Origin of the sequence: Bradyrhizobium sp. CCGB12 (assembly GCF_024199845.1) — a bacterium.
GTDB lineage: Bacteria > Pseudomonadota > Alphaproteobacteria > Rhizobiales > Xanthobacteraceae > Bradyrhizobium.
This window is the reverse complement of sequence record NZ_JANADO010000001.1, coordinates 8,002,110-8,022,860: the sequence shown is the minus strand read 5'-3', so window position 1 is coordinate 8,022,860 and position 20,751 is coordinate 8,002,110. Positions and strand designations below refer to the sequence as shown.

Sequence of the window (20,751 nt, the reverse complement as noted above, 5' to 3'; positions counted from 1 at the left end):
AGGCCATTGCGTCAGTTTTGGCACAGCGCGCTGGTCACGAAAGTATCGGTGCGGCAGTCGTCCGGCTTGCGTTGCCGGCCCGGAATCAGGACCTTGGCCGAGCATTTCTCGGCGGAGTCTGCATTCAGGCTCTTGCCTTCGCGATAGCCCTTGCTCTGGCAGAGCTGGTCGGCGGCCTGCTTGCAGTCGGGCGCGCCGTTCGACGAGGCCGGACAGGCCACACGTCCCGAGACCATGGTGGACGGCCTCGTCAGTCGCGACAAATCGTTCATGGTCTCGCTCGGGCTTTTGATCGGCGGCAGGATCGAGGGCAGCTTGTCGAACAGCTTGCCCATTTCGTTGATCAGCCCGGGATTTTCCTCATGCGCCGGCGGCGTCGATGGAGCGGGTGTCGACGGCGGCGGCGCTGCCTGCGTCCCCTGCTCCTGGAGACCGAGCGTCGGCGGCGCAGATTGCGCCCACCCGATCCCGCCGCCACTGAGCAGGAGCAACAGCACTGCTGACATCAGCGTCCCGAGCCGCATGGCCAGATTGCCGGATCGAACCATCATGCAGCAACCGTAGCCGAAGCGGGCGCGGCGGCAAAGCCGCCGCGGCCCTAATGGGTGGACATGATCTTTTCGGAAAACCGCTTCACACTTTTCCTGATCATGCCCTAGATCAACTTCACCGCCACCACGAAGCCGAGCACCAGCACGACGGCACCGAGCGTGACCCACAGGCCGAGATGCTCCTCGAGCTTGTGCCGAATCCAGTCGCCATAGCGGTTGAGCAGGATCGCGACGACGAAGAAGCGACCGCCGCGCGCAACGATCGAGCACAGGATGAACAACAGGATGTTGTAGCCGGCAAAGCCCGAGGTGATGGTGACGAGCTTGTAGGGGATCGGCGTCAGCCCCTTGAGCAGGATGATGACCGCCCCCCATTCCGCATAGGAGGCGCGGAAGGCATCGACCTTGTCGCCGAGGCCGTAGACCTGGATCAGCCAGTGGCCGACCGAGTCGAACAGCAGCGCGCCGATGGCATAGCCAACGATGCCGCCCAGCACCGAGGTCGCGGTGCAGACCGCCGCATAGACCCAGGCGCGCTGGGGGCGCGCCAGTGACATCGGAATCAGCATCACATCCGGCGGGACCGGAAAGAAGGAGCTTTCGGCGAAAGACACGGCTCCCATGATCCAGAGCGCGTAGGGCTTGTGGGCGGCGTCGATGCACCAATCGTAGATACGTTTCAGCATGGCGCCGCGATGAAGCACCATGGGACGGATTTGTCCATCGTGAGTTTTGTGACGTCTCCGGCGTGTTCCGGAACAGGGTGCGGCGGTTTTCGGAAAGGATGACGCTCAAACAACGAGCTAAAGCGCGATGACGCTTCGTTCCGATTTCATCGCGCTTTAGTGGCGCTTGCGCGCGGCGCGGCCCTCGAGCGCGACAATTGGCCGCCTGACGGCAACGCGCGGTGACGCGACTTTGGGCAGTTTCATCGGTGATTTCGGCAGCTTCTCGGCAATACCGAGCATGTCTTCACGTCGCGCCATCTCCCGCCAGACGTCCTCGGGACGTACCCCGGCCGATGCCCATAGCACGGTGAGATTGTAGAGCAGGTCGGCGCTTTCCCGGATCACGGCCTCGCTGTCGCCATTGACCGCATCGATCACGACTTCGATGGCCTCTTCGGCCAGCTTCTTCGCCATTTTGGAGGGGCCGCGCTGAAACAGCCGGGCCGTGCGCGATGTTGCCGGATCAAGATCTCTGGCCGCGAGCACAGCCAGGTATAGCCGCTCAAGCGAATCACTCATGTACGCAAAACTACTCTAAAGAAATGGCGAGCGCGTTAACGTTCGACAATATAAGCGAAAAACGAGCCGCCGCGGCAAGCGCGACGGCCTGTTCGTCGAAGACGATTGCCGATCGGTTAATAGCAGCCGTAACCGGACCAGCCGTGGGAGCAGACCCTGGTGTAGCCGCCATAGCGCTCTTGGTGGCCCGAGCCGTAATAATAGGGACCATAGCCGGGGCCGCTGTAGTAGACCGGGCCGCTCTCGTAATAGTAACCCGGGCCCGGACCATAGGCGTAGGCATCGCGGGTGGCTGCGATCGCGAGGCCGGTCGCGGCCAGACCGAACATCGCGGCGGCAGCGGCGCCACCGCCACCACCATGCCAGTGACGACCGCCTGCGTAAGAGGCGGTAGGTGCAACGGCAGTCAGCGCCAGCACCGCGGCGGTGGCAAGAACGGCCTTGCGGCCGGCAAATTTCGAAAAGCTGTCGAACATGTCCTGGACCCTCCTTGGGACCTCGAATGGTGCCTGTAGACAGGCTCATGTCTCTCAAACACGCGCATCCCATGTTGGGTTCCCCAACCCGAACACAAGCTGAACGGGGTTGCGTGATCATGACGCAACTGCCGCTCATCCTCTGTTCATGTTGGCGCGGACAGACTTCCGGCAGCCGGCGCTGCGAGCGTCACGAAACCACAACAATGCGGGACCGGCGCACCTGATGTCGGGATTCAAGACGATCGCGCTTCGTTGCCTGCTGGCCCTCTCGATCTCGCTTGCGATCCCGATTGCACGCGATGTCGGCGCGGCCGAAACCGCCGCGCCCCCGGTTGCCATTCACTTCACCTTCGACCGCCCGTTGGACGCGAGCATGGCGCCGTTCTTCCTCGCCGCAAAGGACGGCAGGTTCGGCGCCGAACATCTCGGCGTGACCTTCAACACCGCAGCCGGATCGCCAGAAGCGCTCACGCGCCTCGCCAGGGGCGACAGCGAGCTTGCGCTCGTCGACATCAACGAGCTGATCCGCTTTCGCGACAAGGACAACGCGGCGCCGATCAAGGCGGTGTTCGTGCTGTTCAACCGCGCGCCCTACGCGATCGTCGCGCGCAGGAGCCGCGGCATCCATTTGTTGCCCGATCTCGACGGCAAGACCGTCGGCGTTGCCGACAGCGATCTGTCGATGCGGCTATGGCCGGCACTGGCGCAGCAGAACGGCATCAATGCATCGCGCGTCAAATTCCACAGGATCAGCGCGGCGGTGCGCGAGCCGATCCTCTCCGCGGGCCAGGTCGATGCGGTCGCCGGCTTCAGCTATCTCTCGGCGGTGAACCTGCGTGACCGCGGCGTGCCCGAAGCCGATCTCGTCGTGTTGCGCTATGCGGATTACGGCTGCGAAGCCTATGGCTTTGCCGTGGTGGCCAATCCCGCCTTCGCCGCCGCAAAGCCGGACGCCGTGAAGGGCTTCGTCCGCGCCTTGATCGCGGGCATCAACGCGACGGTCAGCGAGCCCGAGCGTGCGGCGGAGGAGGCCGCGAGCCGCATCGACGACGGCGACCGCAATTTGGAGCTGGAGCGCCTGCGCACCGCCCTCGCCGACAACATCCTGACCGACGAGGTCAGGCGCAACGGCCTCGGCGGCGTTGATCCGGCGCGCCTCGATCGCTCGATCGGCCAGATCGCGCAGGAGTTCAAATTCCGGAAACAACCGACGGCGGGCGATATCTTCGACGACCGCTTCCTGCCGCCGGTGACGGGGCGGCTGATCAACTGAGCAAAACCGAAAGCTTCCGCTGTATCTAGCGGGCGATCCCTGCTTAGAATACGGGCTCCGTCGTCGCCGAGTTCCCAAGCCCGCATGTCCATCCTCCGTCTCTACACCCGCGTTCTCGAGCTGCTTGGCAGGGAGGCGCGGCTCGGCTGGCTGCTCGCGGTCGCCAATCTCCTGCTCGCAGCCTCGCAGTTTGCGGAACCCGTGCTGTTCGGCCGGATCGTCGACGTGCTCTCGGGCAAGACCGTGGCCGGCTCGAATTCGGCCTGGCCATTCCTGGCTGCCTGGGTCGCGTTCGGGCTGTTCACCATCGTCTGCAGCGCGCTGGTGGCCTTGCAGGCCGACCGGCTCTCGCACCGCCAGCGCCAGGCGGTTCTGACGGACTATTTCGAGCACATTTTGCAACTGCCGCTGACCTTCCACTCCGGCACCCATTCCGGCCGGCTGATGAAGGTGATGCTCAACGGCACCGACGCGCTGTGGCGGCTGTGGCTTGGCTTCTTCCGCGAGCATTTTGCCGCGATCCTCTCGGTCGTGGTTCTGCTGCCGCTGTCGCTCTATCTGAACTGGCGGCTCGCGATCCTGCTATTCGTGCTCTGCATCGTCTTCACCGCGCTGACGACTTTCGTGGTGCGCAAGACCTTCGGCATGCAGATGGAGGTCGAAGAGCACTACAGCGAGCTCTCCGCGCGCGCCTCGGATGCACTCGGCAATGTCGCGCTGGTGCAGAGCTTCGTCCGCGTCGAATCCGAGGTGAAGGGTCTGCGCTCCGTCGCCGACGAACTGCTGGCCGCGCAGATGCCGGTGCTGTCGTGGTGGGCGCTCGTCACCGTCATCACGCGTGCCTCCACCACCATCACGGTACTCGCGATCTTCACCCTGGGTATCGCGCTGCACGACCAAGGACTGACATCCGTCGGCGAGATCGTGATGTTCGTGAGCTTCGCGACGATGCTGATCCAGAAGCTCGAGCAGGTCGTGGGCTTCATCAACAATGTGTTCATGGAAGCCCCGCGCCTGCGCGAGTTCTTCAACGTGCTCGATGCCGTGCCCGCGGTGCACGACAGGCCCGACGCGATCGATGCGGGGCGGCTCTCCGGCCTCGTCGAGTTCAACGACGTCACCTTCTCCTATGACGGCAAACGACCGGCGATCGAGGACCTCACCTTCACGGCGTTGCCCGGCCAGACCATCGCGCTGGTCGGCCCGACCGGCGCCGGCAAGTCAACCGCGATCGCGCTGCTGCATCGCGCCTTCGACCCGCAATCCGGCTTCATCAAGATCGACGGCATGGACGTGCGCGGCGTCACGCTGACCTCGCTGCGGCGGAACATCGGCGTGGTGTTCCAGGAGGCGCTGCTGTTCAACCGCTCGATCGCGGAGAACTTGCGCGTCGGCAAGCCGGATGCGACCGAGGCCGAGATGCGCAAGGCGGCCGAGCGCGCGCAGGCGCTCGAATTCATCGAGCGCAGTGGCGGCTTCGAGACCAATGCCGGCGAACGCGGCCGCATGCTCTCCGGTGGCGAGCGGCAGCGGCTGTCGATCGCCCGCGCGCTGCTGAAGGATCCTCCGATCCTGATCCTGGACGAGGCGACCAGCGCGCTCGACGCCGTCACCGAGGCCAAGGTGAATGCCGCTCTCGACGAAGTGATGAAGGGCCGCACCACCTTCGTGATCGCCCACCGCCTCTCCACCATCCGCAACGCCACGCGGATCCTGGTGTTCGAGAACGGCCGGGTGAGCGAAAGCGGAACTTTCGATGAACTCGTGGCCAAAGGCGGCCATTTCGCCGAACTCGCCAGGGCCCAGTTCATGGTTCAGGACAGCGCACGGGCCAGCGTGACGGCGGCCGAGACTGCTGCGACTGCGGTCAAATCGCCCTAAAGCGCGATGAGATCAGGATGAACCGTCATCGCGCTTTAGGTTATTGTTTGAGCATGATCTTTTCGGAAAACCGCAGCACACTTTTCCGGATCATGCTCGCGCAAGTCCCCAGAGCACCGTCGAAATTCGGCCTATTTCATCGCGGAATACCGCACCGGTCCCCCTATTCTCGACGCATCAGCCGGTATAGGTTTGCGACGCCGCAAGCGGCGGCGCTGGATTTCAAAACCGACCATCAGATCACGAGAACCGTCTGGAACCGGCGGGTCTCCAAGGACCGGAATCGGATAGTGCACGCCCTTCGCCCGCTGCTTCGCAAATCCCTGTTCAATCTGTTCGCTGCGAGCCTCGCATGCGCCGCATTGCTTGCGCCGCGCGCGGCGAGCGCCGAAGCGCTGCTTCTGATCGAAGCCGACAGCGGCAAGGTGTTGCAGGCGGATAACGCGACCATTCCCTGGTATCCGGCCTCCGTCACCAAGATCATGACCGCCTATGTGACGCTGAAGGCGGTCAAGGACGGCAGGCTCACACTCGACTCGCTGCTTACGGTATCTCCGACGGCAGCCTCGCAATCGCCATCGAAGATGGGTTTCCGCCCGGGAACACAGCTCACCGTCGACAACGCCCTGAAGATGATGATGGTCAAGTCGGCGAACGACATGGCCGTGGTGCTCGCCGAAGGCGTCGGCGGTTCGATCGACGGCTTCTCCGCGATGATGAACGACACCGCGAAGAAGCTCGGCATGACGCAGACGAGCTACGTCAATCCGAACGGCCTGCCCGCCGACGGCCAGATCACGTCGGCGCGTGATCTCGGAATCCTGGCGCGCGCGTTCCTGCGTGACCTGCCGGAATACGAGTCCTTCGTGCACATTCCGGCGATCCGCTTCGGCAAGCGCATCACCGGCAATTTCAACAAGCTGATCGGCCGCTATCCCGGCGCCGATGGCTTCAAGACCGGCTTCATCTGCGCCTCCGGCTACAACCTCGTCGCATCGGCCACGCGCAACGGCCGCCGGCTGATCGCGGTGGTGCTGGGCGCCAATTCCGGAACCGCGCGCGCGGTGAAGGCGGCGCAGCTGCTCGAGCGCGGCTTCGCTCAAGACACTCTCACCTGGCTGCGTCCCTCGCTCGGCACCGTCGACAACCTCGTGCCGGTCGACGCCTCGCCGCCGAACCTGCGCGACGAGATGTGCGGGCCCCACCGCAAGCGGCCGGCCAGCGACGACGACGATGCGCTGATCGCGACCAATGGCGGCACGCCTGGATCCGCCACCGGCGGCGAAGCTCAGGTCACCTTCTTCACGGCCGGCCTCCAGCCGCCCATGATGAAGGCCTCCGAGCTGATGGCCGCCGCTCCGGCCGCCGCCGAGCCTGTGCTTGTCTACACCGGCCCAACCCGCACCGGCACCGCCTTGATCGCCGCGGTCGCGGCCGATGCCGACCAACAGACGGTGGCAAAGCCGCGTGGCAAGAAGTCGCGCGTCGCCAAGAGGCACGACGCGGCCGACAAGCCCAAGGACGCCAACAAGGACGGCATTAAGGACGCAGGCACCAAGACGGCGGCGGCGAAGCCGGACACCAAGCAGGGTGCTGCCAAGAGCGACGGCAAGACTGCGACCAAGCCAGCCGCAGCCAAGCATGCCACGGCCAAGTCCGATGCGTCGGCAAAATCCGCGGCTACCGGCGATCAAGCTCCCAAGCCCGCCAAGCCGAAGGCCGCAACTAACCCCGCCGCGACCAAGCCCGCCGCCACCAAGCCGGCCAACAACAGTTAGCAGCCCCTCGGAGCTGGACCGCGCCCGCACTTCGCACCTGCGGCAGCGGTCTACGAGGATTCCAGTAGCTACTCCCCGACCTTTGCCCTAAGCCTCGACGGCTTGCCACCCGGTGCGGCAGGCTCGATACTGGCGGCAATGAGGCAAACCCGCGACACAACGGGCTCAGTTACATGAGGGGAGTTTCCATGGAGCGCATCTGGCTCAAGCAATATCCGCCCGGCGTGCCCGCCGATATCGAGCCGACGCAATACGCATCGCTGGTCGACCTGTTGGAGGAGAGCTTCACCAAGTTCGCCGACCGCAAGGCGTTCATTTGCATGGACAAGTCGATCAGCTATCGCGACCTCGATCAGATGTCGGTCGCGCTCGCCGCCTATTTGCAGGGGCGCGGCCTGCAGCGCGGCGCCCGCGTCGCCATCATGATGCCGAACGTGCTGCAATATCCGGTCGCGACCGCCGCCGTGCTGCGCGCCGGCTTCGCGGTGGTCAACGTCAATCCGCTGTATACCCCGCGCGAGCTCGAGCACCAGCTCAAGGATTCCGGCGCCGAAGCCATCATCGTGCTGGAGAACTTTGCCCACACCGTTGAACAGGTGATCGCGAAGACCGCGGTGAAGCATGTCATCGTCGCCAGCATGGGCGACCTGCTCGGCTTCAAGGGCGTGATCGTCAATCTCGTCGTCCGCCGCGTCAAGAAGATGGTACCGGCCTGGTCGCTGCCGGGTGCGGTGTCTTTCAACGACGCGCTGTCGGCCGGCCGCGGCATGACCTTCAACAAGCCAAAACTATCGCCCGGCGACGTCGCCTTCCTGCAATATACCGGTGGCACCACCGGCGTCTCCAAGGGCGCCGCCCTGCTCCACCGCAACATCGTCGCCAACGTCCTGCAGAACGACGCCTGGCTCCAGCCGGCGCTCGCCGCGCCGCCGCATGTCGATCAGCTCATGATCGTCTGCGCGCTGCCGCTCTATCATATCTTCGCGCTGACGGCCTGCTACCTGCTCGCGGTGCGCGCCGGCGGCTGCAATCTCCTGATCCCCAATCCGCGCGACATCGCCGGCTTCGTCAAGGAGCTGGCGAAGTACCAGGTCAACAGCTTCCCGGCCGTGAACACGCTCTATAACGGGCTGATGCATCATCCTGATTTCAAGAAGCTCGACTTCTCCAAGCTGAAGATCTCCAACGGCGGCGGGATGGCGGTGCAGCGCCCCGTGGCCGAGCAGTGGAAGGCAGTGACCGGCTGCTTCATCGCCGAAGGCTACGGTCTGTCGGAGACTTCGCCGACACTGACCTGCAATCCCGCGACCACGACCGAGTTCTCGGGATCGATCGGCATTCCCGTGCCCTCGACCTGGATTTCGATCCGCGACGACGACGGCAACGAAGTGCCGCTTGGCCAGCCCGGCGAGATCTGCGCCAAGGGCCCGCAGGTGATGTCGGGCTACTGGAATAGGCCGGAAGAGACCGCGAAGGTGATGACCGCTGACGGATATTTCCGCACCGGCGACATCGGCGTGATGGACGAGAAGGGCTACACCAAGATCGTCGACCGCAAGAAGGACATGATCCTAGTCTCCGGCTTCAACGTCTATCCCAACGAGATCGAGGAAGTGATCGCGAGCCATCCGGGCGTGCTCGAATGCGCCGTGATCGGCATCCCCGATTCCAAATCGGGCGAGGCGGTGAAGGCCTTCGTGGTCAAGAAGGATCCGAACCTCACGGCGGAAGCCGTGATCAAGTTCTGCCAGGAGCAGCTCACCGGCTACAAGGTGCCCAAGCACATCGAATTCCGCAACGATTTGCCGAAGACCAATGTCGGCAAGATCCTGCGCCGGCAGCTTCGCGACGAGAAGGCGGAGGCGGCGTAAGCCGCCCCATGGTTCATGACTGACATCGGCGACATCACGCCATCAGGCATTCTCGCCTTCTGGCGCGAGGCCGGCGGCGAGCGCTGGTACAAGCGCGACGACGCTTTCGATGCAGAGGTCAGGCGCCGCTTTCTCGCCGTGTGGCAGAAGGCGGCCGCCGGCGAGTTCGCATCATGGGAGGCGAGCGACGACGGCGCGCTCGCGCTCGTCATCGTGCTCGACCAGTTTCCCCGCAACATGTTCCGCGGTACGCCGCAGGCTTTTGCCAGCGACGCGCAGGCGCGCGACGTCGCCCGCCGCGCCATCGTGCGGGGCGTCGATCGCAGGGTCGATCCCATCCTGCTCGAATTCCTCTATCTGCCCTTCATGCATTCCGAGCACCTTGCCGACCAGCTGCGTTGCGTTGCGCTGTTTCAAAACACCGACAATGCCGAGAACCTGAAATACGCGCGCGAGCATGCCGACATCATCCAGCGGTTCGGCCGCTTCCCCCACCGCAACCGTCTGCTCGGCCGCGACACCACCGAGGAGGAGCAGGCCTTCCTCGACGGCGGCGGGTTTGCCGGCTGATGACATCACGGTGAACGGCGGCAGCCCCCTCCGCTTCCGCTCCCGGCAATATTGTGCAGGCCCGCGCCACGGTCTAAAAAGCGGGACCGAAATTCAGGGAGACTGACGATGGCGATCCAGACTGGCGACAAGCTGCCCGAGGCGAAATTCCGCGTGATGACAGCGGAAGGCCCGCAGGTGAAGACCACCGACGATATTTTCAAGGGCAAGAAGGTGGCGCTGTTCGCGGTGCCCGGCGCCTACACCGGCACCTGCCACAAGATGCACCTGCCGAGCATCTTCCTCAACGCCTATGCCATGAAGGACAAGGGCGTCGACACCATCGCCATCGTCTCCGTCAACGACGCTTTCGTCATGAACGCCTGGAAGCGCGACACCGACCAGCGCGACGAGGCCATCTTCCTCGCCGACGGCAACGCCGAGTTCGCCAAGGCGATCGGCATGGAGCTGGACGCCTCCGCCAACGGCCTCGGCATCCGCTCCAAGCGCTATTCGATGCTGGTCGAGGACGGCGTGGTGAAGAAGCTGAACCTCGAGGCGATGCCCGGCAAGGTCGAGGTCTCCGGCGGCGACACGCTGCTCGGGCAGCTGTAAGTTTTACGCGCTGCTCTATCCAAGGATGACGTCATGCCCGGGCTTGACCCGGGCATCCACGTTCTTGGCTCCGTGCGGGAAGACGTGGATGGCCGGGTCAAGCCCGGCCATGACGAACGGAAAGAGCGAGCAATTGCCCTACTCCCTCACCCGCTGCTGCAACCTCGCCTTCACGATCCCGTCCCGTGCCAATTGATCGGCACGCTCGTTCTCGGGGTGCCCGGCGTGGCCCTTGACCCAGTGCCAGCGGACCTCGTGCTGCTTCAGCGCGGCATCGAGGCGCTGCCACAGCTCGACATTCTTCACCGGCTTCTTGTCGGCGGTGCGCCAGCCGTTGCGTTTCCAGCCGAAGATCCATCCGGTGATGCCCTGCCGGACATACTGACTGTCGGTGTAGAGATCGACCGTGCACGGCTTCTTCAGCGCTTCGAGTGCCGAGATCGCCGCCATCAGCTCCATCTGGTTGTTGGTGGTGTGCGGCTGGCCGCCGTTCAGCTCCTTCTCCTTGTCGCCGAACTTCAGGATCGCGCCCCAGCCGCCGGGCCCGGGATTTCCCGAGCAGGCGCCGTCGGTATAGATCGTGACATTGGGAAGCTCGCTCACGCGACCAGTCCTGACGGCATCAGCCCGTAATCGCGTACGCTCGACACGCTCTGGTGGAAACGCAGCTTGCGGAAATATTCCAGGGGATCCTTCGGCTTCACCAGCGCGCCCTCCGGCACGTTGAGCCAGTCGACCAGCCGCGTCAGCAGGAAACGGATCGCGGCGCCGCGCGCGAGCAGCGGGAGCGCGGCCTCTTCCGCTGTGGTGAGCTTTCGCACCCGGCCATAGGCATTGAGGAAGGCGCGCGCCTTGGTGACGTTGAAGGAATGGTCCGGCTCGAAGCACCAGGCGTTGAGGCAGATCGCGACGTCATAGGCCAGCATGTCGTTGCAGGCGAAGGTGAAGTCGATGATCCCCGAGAGCCGGTCGCCGAGAAAGAAGACGTTGTCGTTGAAGAGATCGGCGTGGATCACGCCCTCCGGCAGGCTGGTGGGCCAGACCCCGCTCGAGAGATGATCAAGCTCGGCGGAAAGAAAACCGCGCAGGCCCGGCTGCACCTCGTCGGCACGGCTTGAGGCTGCATCGAACAGCGGCCGCCAGCCGGAGACGGAGAGCGCGTTGGCGCGCCGAACCGCGAAATTGGCGCCGGCCAGATGCATCCTCGCCAGCCCCTCGCCGACGCCGGCGCAATGGGCTGCGTTCGGCTTGCGCGGCCAGACGCCTTCGAGAAAGGTGATGATCGCGGCCGGCCGGCCCGACAGCTCGCGCAGCGCCTCGCCGTCTCTTCCCTTCACCGGCAACGGGCAGGTGACGCCATGCTCGGCGAGATGCGTCATCAGCGCGAGGAAGAACGGCAGATCGTTCTTCGCCACGCGCTTCTCATAGAGCGTGAGGATGAACGATCCCTGGCTGGTGTGCAGCAGGAAGTTGGTATTTTCGACGCCCTCGGCGATGCCCTTGTAGGAGAGCAATTCGCCGAGATCGTATTGCTTCAGGAAATCCGCAAGCTCGTCGGCGGCGACGTCGGTGTAGACCGCCATGCAGATTTACTCGGCGGCGGCTTCGGGGCGCACCTGACGCGGCAGCGGGAAGAACTCGTTCTCTTCCGCGGCCGAGACCGTCTCCACGTGCAGCGTGTAGCGCTCGGCGAAGGCGTCCATGATCTCCTCGACGATCACTTCCGGCGCGGATGCGCCCGCAGTGATGCCGAGGCTCTTGATGTTGCCGAACTTGTCCCAGTCGATGTCGGTGGCGCGCTGCGCCAGCACCGCGATCCCACAGCCCTCGCGCTCGGCAACCTCGCGCAGGCGCTGCGAGTTCGACGAATTGGGAGCACCGACAACGATGAGCGCGTCCACCACCGGTGCCACCTTCTTCACCGCGAGCTGACGGTTGGTGGTGGCGTAGCAGATGTCTTCCTTGTGCGGACCGTTGATGTTCGGGAAGCGCTCCTTGAGCAGCGCCACGATTTCCGCGGTGTCGTCGATCGACAGCGTGGTCTGGGTCACGAAGGCCAGGTTGTCAGGGTTCTTCGGTGTGATGGTCTTGGCGTCCTCGGCGGTCTCGATCAGGGTCACGGCGCCGACCGGAAGCTGGCCGAGGGTGCCGACCACTTCGGGATGATGCGAATGGCCGATCAGGAAAATCTCGCGGCCCCGCTTGAAGTGGATCGCGGCCTCGCGGTGCACCTTGGTGACCAGCGGGCAGGTCGCATCCAGCGAGAACAGGTTGCGCGACGTGGCATCGGCCGGAACCGATTTCGGCACGCCATGGGCCGAGAACACCACCGGCGCGGTGGTGTTTTCCGGGATCTCGGCGAGCTCCTCGACGAAGATGGCGCCCTTTTTCTTCAACCCGTCGACGACATATTTGTTGTGCACAATCTCGTGGCGAACATAGACGGGGGCGCCGTACTTATCGAGCGCCCGTTCCACGGTGTCGATCGCCCGGACCACCCCGGCACAAAAACCACGGGGAGAACAAAGCACGATCTTGAGGTCTGGTTTGGCTGACATTGAGCGATCTCGGGACCGAATCACCCGTTTCGCCTTCTGGCGGGGGCGGTCGATGGATGGAATAGGTTTTAAAGGGTCGGCTTGAACCTTACGGCGGTTCAAGGGAATTGGGGCCCCCTTTCGGGCGCTGTCAAGGCACTATCTATAGCAGAACCATTGCGTGTCCACCCCCTCCGGGCTTATATAGCGCGAATTCCCTGTCATCGCTGATGACCACCGGTTTCGCCTCCAGAGGGGTGGGCGAAGCACAAAGGAGATTTGCCATGAGCAACGCACCTCTGATGCCCAAGGCGACCGCCGTTTGGCTGCTCGACAACACCGCGCTGACCTTCGATCAGGTCGCCGATTTCACCAAGATGCATCCCCTCGAGGTGCGCGCGATCGCCGACGGCGACGCCGCCCAGGGCATCAAGGGCATGGACCCCCTCTCCAACGGCCAGTTGACCCGCGAGGAGATCGAGAAGGGCGAGAAGAACCCGGATTACCGGCTCCGCCTCCAGGAGAGCAAGGTGGTGCTGCCGCCCCAGCCCAAGCGCAAGGGCCCGCGCTACACCCCGGTCTCGCGCCGCCACGAGCGCCCGAGCGCCATCCTCTGGCTGCTGCGCAACCATGCCGAGCTCAAGGATGCGCAGATCATGCGGCTGGTCGGCACGACCAAGAGCACGATCGCGAGCGTGCGCGACCGCACCCACTGGAACACGTCGTCCCTGACCCCGATCGACCCCGTCACCCTCGGCCTCTGCTCGCAGATCGAGCTGGATTTCGAGGTGCAGCGCGCAGCGAAGGAAAAGCCGATCGATGCAGCCTATGGCGGCGCCACCCTGCTGCCGGCCTCCGAGACCACCCGCAAGGACGAGTACGAGCCCGCGGAGAAATCCAGCGACGACCTCAATGTCGATGCCGTGTTCGCCAAGCTGAAGACGCTCGGCGGCAAGAAGCAGGAGGAAGAGGAAGAGTAGGCTTCCTTTTCTGCAGCGTCTCCGGTTCGAACGCGGCGGAGCGATCCGCCGCGTTTTCGTTTGCGAGCAGGAACTTTCGCGACGCCGCTGCCGGGAACGATGCGGCCGACCTCGCATTGTTTCCAGCGCGGAGGATCAGCGATGCGGGACGACGAAGACCATCTTGCGTTGATGTTGGGACGCGCTGTCCTGGCAACGTGGGGCGACATGCCCCGGGATATCCAGGAAGCCTTGTTCGAACTCGCCGTCAGCGACCGTCCTGGCGAACGCGACGCCCTGGCGAAGCTGTTGCATGAGCGGCACCCGCGGACGGTGCACGCGGGATAGCCGCCTTCGAGCTAGCGGCGAGGCATGGTCATTCCGCGCCGGCGTTCACGGTCGTTCGGGATGGTTCAGCATGTATTCGCCGAGATCGCGCTGACGGCGGTCGGCGCGGGCGGTGGCCGCATTGCGCTGGACATCGCGATCCTTGCGGCAGGACACATATTCCGGCGAGCCCTGCGCATAGCCGCGGCTCTGGCATACCGCGTCGTCATCGTCGCCGCCCATCGCCACCGGCGTCTGGTAGCGCGCGGAGCAGGCGGAGAGAACGATGGCGAGCAGAACCGCCGTGAGCAGGCGCGACGCGGTGGCGAGTGGCATACGGGGTCCCCTGTTGGCCGACCCTGTTTAGCGCGGAATGCGGAGATTGTAAGTCGGCAACACCGTCATTCCGGGATGGTGCGTAAGCACCAGGAACCTCGAGATTCTTCGATGCTTCGCATCGCCCCGGAATGACAGGCCCAGACCTCACACCCTCCCCTTCAGCGCCTCGCCGATCTCGTCGAGCACCTTCGGATCCTCGATCGTCGCCGGCATGATCCAGGCCTCGCCGTCGGCGATCTTCTTGATGGTGCCGCGCAGGATCTTTCCGGAGCGCGTCTTGGGCAGGCGGCCGACGGTGATCGCAAGCTTGAAGGCGGCGACCGGGCCGAGCCGGTCGCGCACCAGCGCGACGATCTCCTTCTCGATCTCGGCGGGGTCGCGCTTCACGCCCGCTTTCAGCACCAGGAAGCCGCAGGGCACCTCGCCCTTGATCGCATCCTTGACACCGAGCACGGCGCATTCGGCGACGTCAGGGTGCGAGGCCAGAATCTCCTCCATGCCGCCGGTGGAGAGGCGATGGCCAGCGACGTTGATGATGTCGTCGGTTCGGCCCATGACGAAGACATAGCCGTCGTCGTCCTTGTAGCCGGCGTCCGACGTTTTGTAGTAGCCAGGAAATTCGCTCAAATATGCTTCCTTGAAGCGCGCGTCCTGATTCCACAGCGTCGGCAGGCAGCCCGGCGGCATCGGCAGCTTGATGACGATCGAGCCCATGGTGTTGGGGCCGACCGGCTTTGCGGCTTCGTCGACGACGTCGACCTGGTAACCCGGCATCGGCACCGTCGGCGAGCCGTGCTTCACCGGCAGCATGCCGAGCCCGACCGGATTGCCGGCGATGCACCAGCCGGTCTCGGTCTGCCACCAATGGTCGATCACCGGCACCTTGAGCTGCTGCTCCGCCCATTCCACCGTCGGCGGATCGGCGCGCTCGCCGGCGAGGAACAGTGTGCGGAACGTGGCGAGGTCGTATTGCCGGATGAATTTTCCCTCCGGATCCTCCTTGCGGATCGCGCGGAACGCGGTCGGGGCGGTGAAGAAGGCGACCGCCTTGTGCTCGGAGATCACGCGCCAGAACGCACCGGCATCGGGCGTGCCGACCGGCTTGCCCTCGTACATGATCGAGGTCGCGCCGTGCAGCAGCGGGCCGTAGACGATGTAGCTGTGACCAACCACCCAGCCGATGTCCGAGCCGCACCACCAGACCTCGCCCGGCTTGACGCCATAGAGGTTGAACATCGACCATTTCACCGCGACGAGGTGCCCGCCATTGTCGCGCACCACGCCCTTGGGAATGCCTGTGGTGCCCGACGTATAGAGGATATAGAGCGGATCGGTGGCGGCGACAGGCACGCAGGGCGCCTTCTTGCCGTCATTCAGCGCCTTGCGGCGCAGGCTCGCCCAATCGTAGTCGCGCCCCGGGGTCAGGTCGCAGGTGTGCTGCGGACGTTGCAACACGATGCAGGCCTTCGGCTTCGTGCTCGCGAGCTTGATCGCCTCGTCGAGCAGCGGCTTGTACTGCACGATGCGGCCGGGCTCGATGCCGCAGCTCGCGGAGAGAATGAGCTTCGGCTGGGCGTCGTCGATGCGGGTGGCGAGCTCTTTCGCGGCAAAGCCGCCGAACACCACGGAATGCACCGCGCCGATGCGCGCGCAGGCGAGCATCGCGACCACGGCCTCGGGCACCATCGGCATATAGAGGATGACGCGTTCGCCCTTGGCAACGCCAAAATCCTGCATGATGGCGGCGAGCGCCTGCACCTCCTTCAAGAGTTCGGCGTAAGTGAACTTCGTGACGCTGCTCGTCAGCGGGGAATCGTGGATCAGCGCGACCTGGTCGGCGCGACCGCGTTCGACATGGCGGTCGAGCGCATTGTAGCAGGTGTTGACCACACCGCCGACGAACCAGCGGCCGTAGGCTCCTTGCCTGGCATCGAAGATGGTTTTCGGCGTCTCGATCCAGTCGATCTCAGTAGCCGCCTCGGCCCAGAACCCTTGCGGATCCGCCAGCGAGCGCGCGTGGACGTCGTGATAGCTGCTTTTGCCCTGGATGCTCATTCCCGCGCTCCCGTTCCCTTTGTTCGCCCGGCCTGACCTGGCGACATGACGAGCGTCCCGCCATGACCAGGATCAATTGCCGGCCGTGTTTGAAGGGTATTTTCCCGGGAACGGGCCGCGGTTCAAGCTGAAAAGAATGGGCCTTTTGGAGGAGGGCGCCCTCTCGCCGCAGGCGGGGAGAGGTGAAGATCCGACTCTCAGCTTTCCATCGCGTTCAGCCGCAGCAAGCGGTCCTGCATGACCTTCTTCAGATCGTAGCCGGGGCGACGGAAGCTCGCATCGCGCGTGACGAGGAAATCGCGCTGGGACTTGCGCAGGTCGCCCGCGAAACGTCCTTTCGAAGCCCTCAGCACGCGCTCGTAGGCCTCGGCGATCTGGCGGTCGAGCACGCCGAGCTGCGGATCGGCACAGATCACCTTCTCGACCTCGCGCTTGGCGGAGGCGCAGTCGAACGACGGGTCGCTGGCAGCGGCGTTCAGCACTCGGGCCGGCTCGCCGCCAAATTTTGCGATCTCGGCGATCATCGCGCGGCGGCCGTTGAGCGCGTTCTCATTGGCGGGATCGAGCCGCAACGTCGCCTCGTAGTCGGCCAGCGCCTTCTTGCGCTCGCCCATCTTCTTGTAGAGCACGGCACGGTTGTTGTAGGTCTTGGCAAAATTCGGATCGAGTTTCAGCGCGTCATTGTAGTCCGACAGCGCAGCACCGAGTTCGCCCTTGAACTGGTAGGAGTCGCCGCGGTTGGTCAGGAAGTTCACCCGCTGCTCGAGACGGATCGCCTGATCGTAATCGGCGATCGCCTTGTCGTACTCCTTCATGGCGGCATAGGTGAGACCGCGGTTGTCGAAATACTCCGGCACCTTTGGATCGAGCCGGATCGCGTCGCTGTCGTCTGCGATCGCCTTGTCGAGCTCGCCGAGCTTCTTGTAGGCGGCGCCGCGGTTGGTGTAACTGCGTGCCCGGTTCGGATCGAGCCGCAGCGCCTCGCTGAGGTCAGCGACGGCCTTGTCGTAGTCGCCGCGCAGATAGAAGGTCGCGCCGCGGTCGGACCAGGCCTGGGCGAAATCCGCCTTCAGCTTGATGGCCTGGTCGTAGTCTGCAATGGCACGGTCTAGCCGGCGCTGATTGGTGTAGACGACACCGCGCAGCTCGTAAGACTCTGCATCCTGTGGATCGAGCTCGATCGCCTTGGTCAGATCGGCCGCGGCACGATTGAGATCACCGCCGGCCTCGCGCAAGAGGTCGCCGCGCACGCGCCAGGCCTTTGCATTCTTGCCGTCGAGCGAGATGGCGCGGTCGAGATCGCGCAGCGCCTGCGACAGGCCGCCGGAGGTCCGCGCATTGGCTTCGGCGCGAGCGACGAGCGCCGCGGAGCGGTCAGACCCCGGATTTGCGCTCTGGTCGATGATGGCGCTGCACGCCGAGATCAGTTCCGCGGGAGCAGCCTTGCTGCCCAGCACGCAATCGGCGCCGGCCGAGGCGGAGGCGACGAGGGCAAGGCTCATTGCCGCGCCGAGCAGGAAGGCGCGAGGCGAGATCTTCGCAAACGAGGGCATCTGCGCGGAAGAATGCGTGCCGCACATGGCATAGGGCTCCGTGACATCGGGTTCTCACCGTTGTCGCCGCGGCCAAGGGATGGGTTCAATTCGGTGGCTGTCGGCGCCGTCATGGCCGGGCTTGTCCCGGCCATCCACGCCTTGGCCGCGGACCAAAGAACGTGGATGCCCGGGACAAGCCCGGGCATGACGACCTCTCACGAGGCGAAGACCGCCTCAATTCCCATCCACCCCGTTAATCCTCTGCAGGCGCTCCTGCATCGCCTTCTTTAGATCGTATCCCGGCCGGCCGTAACCGGCATTGCGGCGGGCGATGAACTCGTCCTGCTCGCGCTGGAGCGCTTTCGCCTCGGCAGGATTGCGCGCCTCCCGGATCGCGCGCGCGTTCGACCCAAAAATCTCCCGGTCGAGATCGGCGAGCTCGCGATTGCCGCAGATCACCCTTTCCACCGCACGGCGCGCTCGCACGCAATTGAAGCTGGGCTTGCCGGCGACCGCCATCTGCGCGCCGATCCGCTCAAGCTCGCGCGCCATCGCCTTGTGATTGGCCTTGGCTTTCGCGTGGTTCGGATCGATTCTGAGCGCCGCGCCGAAATCCTGCACCGCCTTGGGCTTGTCGCCCTTCTTCAGCCAGAGTTCGCCGCGCGCGTTGAAGAGGTCCGCGAGGCCGGGATCGAGCAGAAGCGCGCGGCTGTCGTCGGCGATCGCTCGGTCGATTTGGTCACGCCGCGCATAAAGTGCGCCGCGGGCGATCAGCGCCTTGATCAGATCTTCCTTCGCCGTCTTCTCGTTGTCGATCACGTCCGCGCAGGCTGCGACGGCCTTGTCCATGTCGTCGGCCGCGGCCGCCGCAAGGCATGGCGCGACGTCGACCTGCGCCACCGAGACCGGCTCGGTGCCCGTCGCGGCATGGGCCGCGGCGAGCAAGAGCACGCAAAGCAGTCCGCCGCCTGACAGTTGAATGAGAAAAGAACGCATGCTCGTGTCGGGAAGTCTTGCCTTCAGCCTTATCGTCAGCCTTGTCCTCAGCCTTGCCTTCAATCTTGCCTTGTCGCCGCAGGATCGATCATTTACGGCCGGATTGGTGCTACGTTGTGGCGTCGCTCAAATCGGTTTTCGGGGATCATCGTGTCGACATTCGAATGGATCATCGCCCTCCTGCTCGGCGCCGTTGCATTATCGGCGCTGGCGCGGCGGATCAAGGTCCCCTACCCGACCTTTCTCGCCATCGGCGGTGCCCTGATCGCCTTCGTGCCCAACAGCCCGTCCTGGACGCTCGAACCCGACCTGGCATTGGCGCTTTTTGTCGCACCGGTGCTGATGGATGCCGCTTTCGACACCTCGCTGCGCGACTTGCGCAACAACTGGGTTCCGGTGTCAACCCTGGTGGTGGCCGCGGTCGGCCTGACCACGGTGGGCGTGGCCTTCGTCGCGCACCGGCTGATGCCTGACATGCCCTGGGCCGCCGCGATTGCGCTCGGCGCCATCGTGGCGCCGCCCGATGCTGCGGCAGCTGTCGCCATCCTGAGCCAGGTCAAGCTGCCCTACCGCATGGTCAAGGTGCTGGAGGGCGAAAGCCTGCTCAACGACGCCAGCGCGCTGCTGATCTATCGCATCGCGGTCGGCGCGGTCGTGATGGAGCACCTGAAATGGAGCGAGGTCGCGCCGACGATTGCGCTCGGGCTGGTCGGCAGCGTCCTCGCCGGTCTTCTCGCCGGGCGCATCATCCCGCTGTTCCTGGAGCGCGTGAAGGAAGCGCCAAGCGCGATCATCGTGCAGTTCGCCACCACCTTCATGGTCTGGATTGCCGCCGAGCATCTCGGTCTCTCCGGCATCCTCACCATCGTCGTCTACGCCATCACCGTCGCGCGCACGGCCGGGGCGCGCATGCCGGCACGGCTGCGGGTGCCCTCCTATGCGGTGTGGGAGACGATCGTATTCGTCCTCAATGTGCTTGCCTTCATGCTGATCGGCATGCAGATGCGCCCGATCTGGACGCGCCTCGATGCGGAAGTGCGCTGGGAATATTGCGTGGCCGCGGCCTGGATCCTGCTCACGGTCGTGCTGGTGCGGCTGCTCTGGATCACGTTCTATCGCACCACGCTGCGCGTGCTGATCGCGCGCGGAATCTATCACCCGAAAGACCCGAAAGCCGTCGCCTCGCCGAAAGGCGGCCTCATCATCTCCTGGTGCGGCATGCGCGGCCTCGTCACGCTCGCCACCGCCTTTGCACTGCCGGAGAACTTTCCCTATCGCGACTTCATCGTCTTCATCGCCTTTGCGGTGGTGCTGGGATCGCTGATCATCCAGGGCCTGACCTTGCGGCCGCTGATCCTGGCCTTCGGCCTTAGGGACGACGATCCGGTCGGTATCGAGGTCGCCCGGGCACGCGCGGTGGCCTATCGCGCCGCGCTCGATACGATCGAGGACGATCCGTCGGAGGAAGCGGAAATCCTGCGGCTCGAATATCGCGCCATCCTGATGCAGGCGGACGACGATCCGAACGGCGGCATCGCCCATGGCCGCTTGCCCGCCGATGCGCTGCGCCTGCGCGCAATCGAGGCCGCGCGCAAATCGATCCTCGGCCTGCGCGACACCGAAGTGATCGGCGACGACGCGTTTCACAGAGTCGAGGAGGAACTCGATCGCGCAGAATTGAGCGCGGGGGGATAATCAACCCGGTGTTACAAACCAGATGTCGTCCCGGACAAGCGCGCAAAAAGCGCGCGCTGATCCG

The 20,751-nt window shown here is 64.6% G+C and carries 20 protein-coding genes; 9 read left to right on the top strand and 11 right to left on the bottom strand.

Annotation, left to right across the window (positions count from 1 at the left end):
• Nucleotides 1-11 precede the first annotated feature (11 nt).
• The 4 genes from NLM27_RS36800 to NLM27_RS36785 all read right to left on the bottom strand — a co-directional run bounded on the left by NLM27_RS36800 (nt 12) and on the right by NLM27_RS36785 (nt 2,274).
• Complete coding sequence (locus NLM27_RS36800) at nt 12-551, bottom strand: hypothetical protein (RefSeq protein ID WP_254147922.1); 540 nt, start codon at nt 549-551, stop codon at nt 12-14.
• Nucleotides 552-655: 104 nt separating this feature from the next.
• The gene (locus NLM27_RS36795; protein WP_254147921.1) at nt 656-1,258 is read right to left on the bottom strand and encodes a YqaA family protein; all 603 of its coding nucleotides are present in this window, start codon (nt 1,256-1,258) and stop codon (nt 656-658) included.
• A gap of 135 nt (nt 1,259-1,393) precedes the next feature.
• Complete coding sequence (gene hisE / locus NLM27_RS36790; protein WP_254147920.1) at nt 1,394-1,798, bottom strand: phosphoribosyl-ATP diphosphatase; 405 nt, start codon at nt 1,796-1,798, stop codon at nt 1,394-1,396.
• Nucleotides 1,799-1,914: 116 nt separating this feature from the next.
• Nucleotides 1,915-2,274 (bottom strand): hypothetical protein, encoded by a 360-nt coding sequence (locus NLM27_RS36785; protein ID WP_254147919.1) that lies wholly within the window; start codon nt 2,272-2,274, stop codon nt 1,915-1,917.
• Nucleotides 2,275-2,500: 226 nt separating this feature from the next.
• On the opposite strand from NLM27_RS36785, the gene NLM27_RS36780 reads away from it, so the two are divergent.
• The 6 genes from NLM27_RS36780 (at nt 2,501) to NLM27_RS36755 (ending at nt 10,244) form a co-directional block, all read left to right on the top strand.
• Complete coding sequence (locus tag NLM27_RS36780) at nt 2,501-3,550, top strand: ABC transporter substrate-binding protein (protein WP_254147918.1); 1,050 nt, start codon at nt 2,501-2,503, stop codon at nt 3,548-3,550.
• Nucleotides 3,551-3,634: 84 nt separating this feature from the next.
• Nucleotides 3,635-5,431, top strand: a complete 1,797-nt coding sequence (locus NLM27_RS36775; RefSeq protein ID WP_254147917.1) for a glucan ABC transporter ATP-binding protein/ permease — start codon at nt 3,635-3,637, stop codon at nt 5,429-5,431.
• Between the two features lie 290 nt (nt 5,432-5,721).
• Nucleotides 5,722-7,209, top strand: coding sequence for a D-alanyl-D-alanine carboxypeptidase family protein (locus NLM27_RS36770; protein ID WP_254147916.1), 1,488 nt, complete (start codon nt 5,722-5,724; stop codon nt 7,207-7,209).
• Nucleotides 7,210-7,397: 188 nt separating this feature from the next.
• Nucleotides 7,398-9,080 (top strand): long-chain fatty acid--CoA ligase, encoded by a 1,683-nt coding sequence (locus NLM27_RS36765; RefSeq protein ID WP_254147915.1) that lies wholly within the window; start codon nt 7,398-7,400, stop codon nt 9,078-9,080.
• Nucleotides 9,081-9,095: 15 nt separating this feature from the next.
• Nucleotides 9,096-9,650: a DUF924 family protein gene (locus NLM27_RS36760; RefSeq protein WP_254147914.1), complete on the top strand. Its 555-nt coding sequence runs from the start codon at nt 9,096-9,098 to the stop codon at nt 9,648-9,650.
• A 108-nt stretch (nt 9,651-9,758) separates the two neighbouring features.
• Nucleotides 9,759-10,244 carry a peroxiredoxin gene (locus tag NLM27_RS36755; protein ID WP_008543132.1) on the top strand — a complete coding sequence of 162 codons (486 nt, stop codon included), beginning with the start codon at nt 9,759-9,761 and terminating at the stop codon, nt 10,242-10,244.
• 138 nt (nt 10,245-10,382) lie between these two features.
• On the opposite strand, the gene rnhA is transcribed toward NLM27_RS36755, so the two are convergent.
• Genes rnhA through ispH form a run of 3 tightly spaced genes read right to left on the bottom strand, consistent with a single transcriptional unit; the run spans nt 10,383 to nt 12,802 of the window.
• Entirely contained in the window at nt 10,383-10,847 is a 465-nt protein-coding gene (gene rnhA, locus NLM27_RS36750) for a ribonuclease HI (protein ID WP_100232231.1), read from the bottom strand.
• Nucleotides 10,844-11,827 (bottom strand): homoserine kinase, encoded by a 984-nt coding sequence (locus NLM27_RS36745; protein ID WP_254147913.1) that lies wholly within the window; start codon nt 11,825-11,827, stop codon nt 10,844-10,846. The genes rnhA and NLM27_RS36745 overlap by 4 nt, the downstream gene beginning before the upstream one ends.
• Nucleotides 11,828-11,833: 6 nt before the next feature.
• Nucleotides 11,834-12,802: a 4-hydroxy-3-methylbut-2-enyl diphosphate reductase gene (ispH, locus tag NLM27_RS36740; RefSeq protein WP_254147912.1), complete on the bottom strand. Its 969-nt coding sequence runs from the start codon at nt 12,800-12,802 to the stop codon at nt 11,834-11,836.
• A 263-nt stretch (nt 12,803-13,065) separates the two neighbouring features.
• Here ispH and NLM27_RS36735 point away from each other — a divergent pair, with 263 nt between their 5' ends.
• Both NLM27_RS36735 and NLM27_RS36730 read left to right on the top strand, forming a co-directional pair.
• Nucleotides 13,066-13,761 (top strand): DUF1013 domain-containing protein, encoded by a 696-nt coding sequence (locus NLM27_RS36735; RefSeq protein WP_254147911.1) that lies wholly within the window; start codon nt 13,066-13,068, stop codon nt 13,759-13,761.
• Between the two features lie 141 nt (nt 13,762-13,902).
• The gene (locus NLM27_RS36730) at nt 13,903-14,088 is read left to right on the top strand and encodes a hypothetical protein (RefSeq protein ID WP_254147910.1); all 186 of its coding nucleotides are present in this window, start codon (nt 13,903-13,905) and stop codon (nt 14,086-14,088) included.
• Between the two features lie 45 nt (nt 14,089-14,133).
• Here NLM27_RS36730 and NLM27_RS36725 read toward each other — a convergent pair whose 3' ends face one another.
• The 4 genes from NLM27_RS36725 to NLM27_RS36710 all read right to left on the bottom strand — a co-directional run bounded on the left by NLM27_RS36725 (nt 14,134) and on the right by NLM27_RS36710 (nt 18,992).
• A complete protein-coding gene (locus NLM27_RS36725) occupies nt 14,134-14,403 on the bottom strand; it encodes a hypothetical protein (RefSeq protein WP_254147909.1) in 270 nt (89 codons plus the stop codon).
• Nucleotides 14,404-14,550: 147 nt separating this feature from the next.
• Entirely contained in the window at nt 14,551-16,461 is a 1,911-nt protein-coding gene (locus NLM27_RS36720; RefSeq protein ID WP_254147908.1) for a propionyl-CoA synthetase, read from the bottom strand.
• A 197-nt stretch (nt 16,462-16,658) separates the two neighbouring features.
• Entirely contained in the window at nt 16,659-18,041 is a 1,383-nt protein-coding gene (locus NLM27_RS36715) for a tetratricopeptide repeat protein (RefSeq protein ID WP_254147907.1), read from the bottom strand.
• Nucleotides 18,042-18,230: 189 nt separating this feature from the next.
• Nucleotides 18,231-18,992, bottom strand: a complete 762-nt coding sequence (locus NLM27_RS36710; RefSeq protein ID WP_254147906.1) for a tetratricopeptide repeat protein — start codon at nt 18,990-18,992, stop codon at nt 18,231-18,233.
• Between the two features lie 150 nt (nt 18,993-19,142).
• On the opposite strand from NLM27_RS36710, the gene NLM27_RS36705 reads away from it, so the two are divergent.
• Entirely contained in the window at nt 19,143-20,687 is a 1,545-nt protein-coding gene (locus tag NLM27_RS36705) for a sodium:proton antiporter (RefSeq protein ID WP_254147905.1), read from the top strand.
• The last annotated feature ends 64 nt before the right edge of the window (nt 20,688-20,751 follow it).

What these genes read in the sequence shown, in the direction of transcription:
- NLM27_RS36800 (WP_254147922.1), bottom strand. Translation starts at nt 551, where the DNA reads ATGATGGTTCGATCCGGCAATCTGGCCATGCGGCTCGGGACGCTGATG.
- NLM27_RS36795 (WP_254147921.1), bottom strand. Translation starts at nt 1,258, where the DNA reads ATGGTGCTTCATCGCGGCGCCATGCTGAAACGTATCTACGATTGGTGC.
- hisE (WP_254147920.1), bottom strand. Translation starts at nt 1,798, where the DNA reads ATGAGTGATTCGCTTGAGCGGCTATACCTGGCTGTGCTCGCGGCCAGA.
- NLM27_RS36785 (WP_254147919.1), bottom strand. Translation starts at nt 2,274, where the DNA reads ATGTTCGACAGCTTTTCGAAATTTGCCGGCCGCAAGGCCGTTCTTGCC.
- NLM27_RS36780 (WP_254147918.1), top strand. Translation starts at nt 2,501, where the DNA reads ATGTCGGGATTCAAGACGATCGCGCTTCGTTGCCTGCTGGCCCTCTCG.
- NLM27_RS36775 (WP_254147917.1), top strand. Translation starts at nt 3,635, where the DNA reads ATGTCCATCCTCCGTCTCTACACCCGCGTTCTCGAGCTGCTTGGCAGG.
- NLM27_RS36765 (WP_254147915.1), top strand. Translation starts at nt 7,398, where the DNA reads ATGGAGCGCATCTGGCTCAAGCAATATCCGCCCGGCGTGCCCGCCGAT.
- NLM27_RS36760 (WP_254147914.1), top strand. Translation starts at nt 9,096, where the DNA reads ATGACTGACATCGGCGACATCACGCCATCAGGCATTCTCGCCTTCTGG.
- NLM27_RS36755 (WP_008543132.1), top strand. Translation starts at nt 9,759, where the DNA reads ATGGCGATCCAGACTGGCGACAAGCTGCCCGAGGCGAAATTCCGCGTG.
- NLM27_RS36745 (WP_254147913.1), bottom strand. Translation starts at nt 11,827, where the DNA reads ATGGCGGTCTACACCGACGTCGCCGCCGACGAGCTTGCGGATTTCCTG.
- ispH (WP_254147912.1), bottom strand. Translation starts at nt 12,802, where the DNA reads ATGTCAGCCAAACCAGACCTCAAGATCGTGCTTTGTTCTCCCCGTGGT.
- NLM27_RS36735 (WP_254147911.1), top strand. Translation starts at nt 13,066, where the DNA reads ATGAGCAACGCACCTCTGATGCCCAAGGCGACCGCCGTTTGGCTGCTC.
- NLM27_RS36730 (WP_254147910.1), top strand. Translation starts at nt 13,903, where the DNA reads ATGCGGGACGACGAAGACCATCTTGCGTTGATGTTGGGACGCGCTGTC.
- NLM27_RS36725 (WP_254147909.1), bottom strand. Translation starts at nt 14,403, where the DNA reads ATGCCACTCGCCACCGCGTCGCGCCTGCTCACGGCGGTTCTGCTCGCC.
- NLM27_RS36720 (WP_254147908.1), bottom strand. Translation starts at nt 16,461, where the DNA reads ATGAGCATCCAGGGCAAAAGCAGCTATCACGACGTCCACGCGCGCTCG.
- NLM27_RS36715 (WP_254147907.1), bottom strand. Translation starts at nt 18,041, where the DNA reads ATGTGCGGCACGCATTCTTCCGCGCAGATGCCCTCGTTTGCGAAGATC.
- NLM27_RS36710 (WP_254147906.1), bottom strand. Translation starts at nt 18,992, where the DNA reads ATGCGTTCTTTTCTCATTCAACTGTCAGGCGGCGGACTGCTTTGCGTG.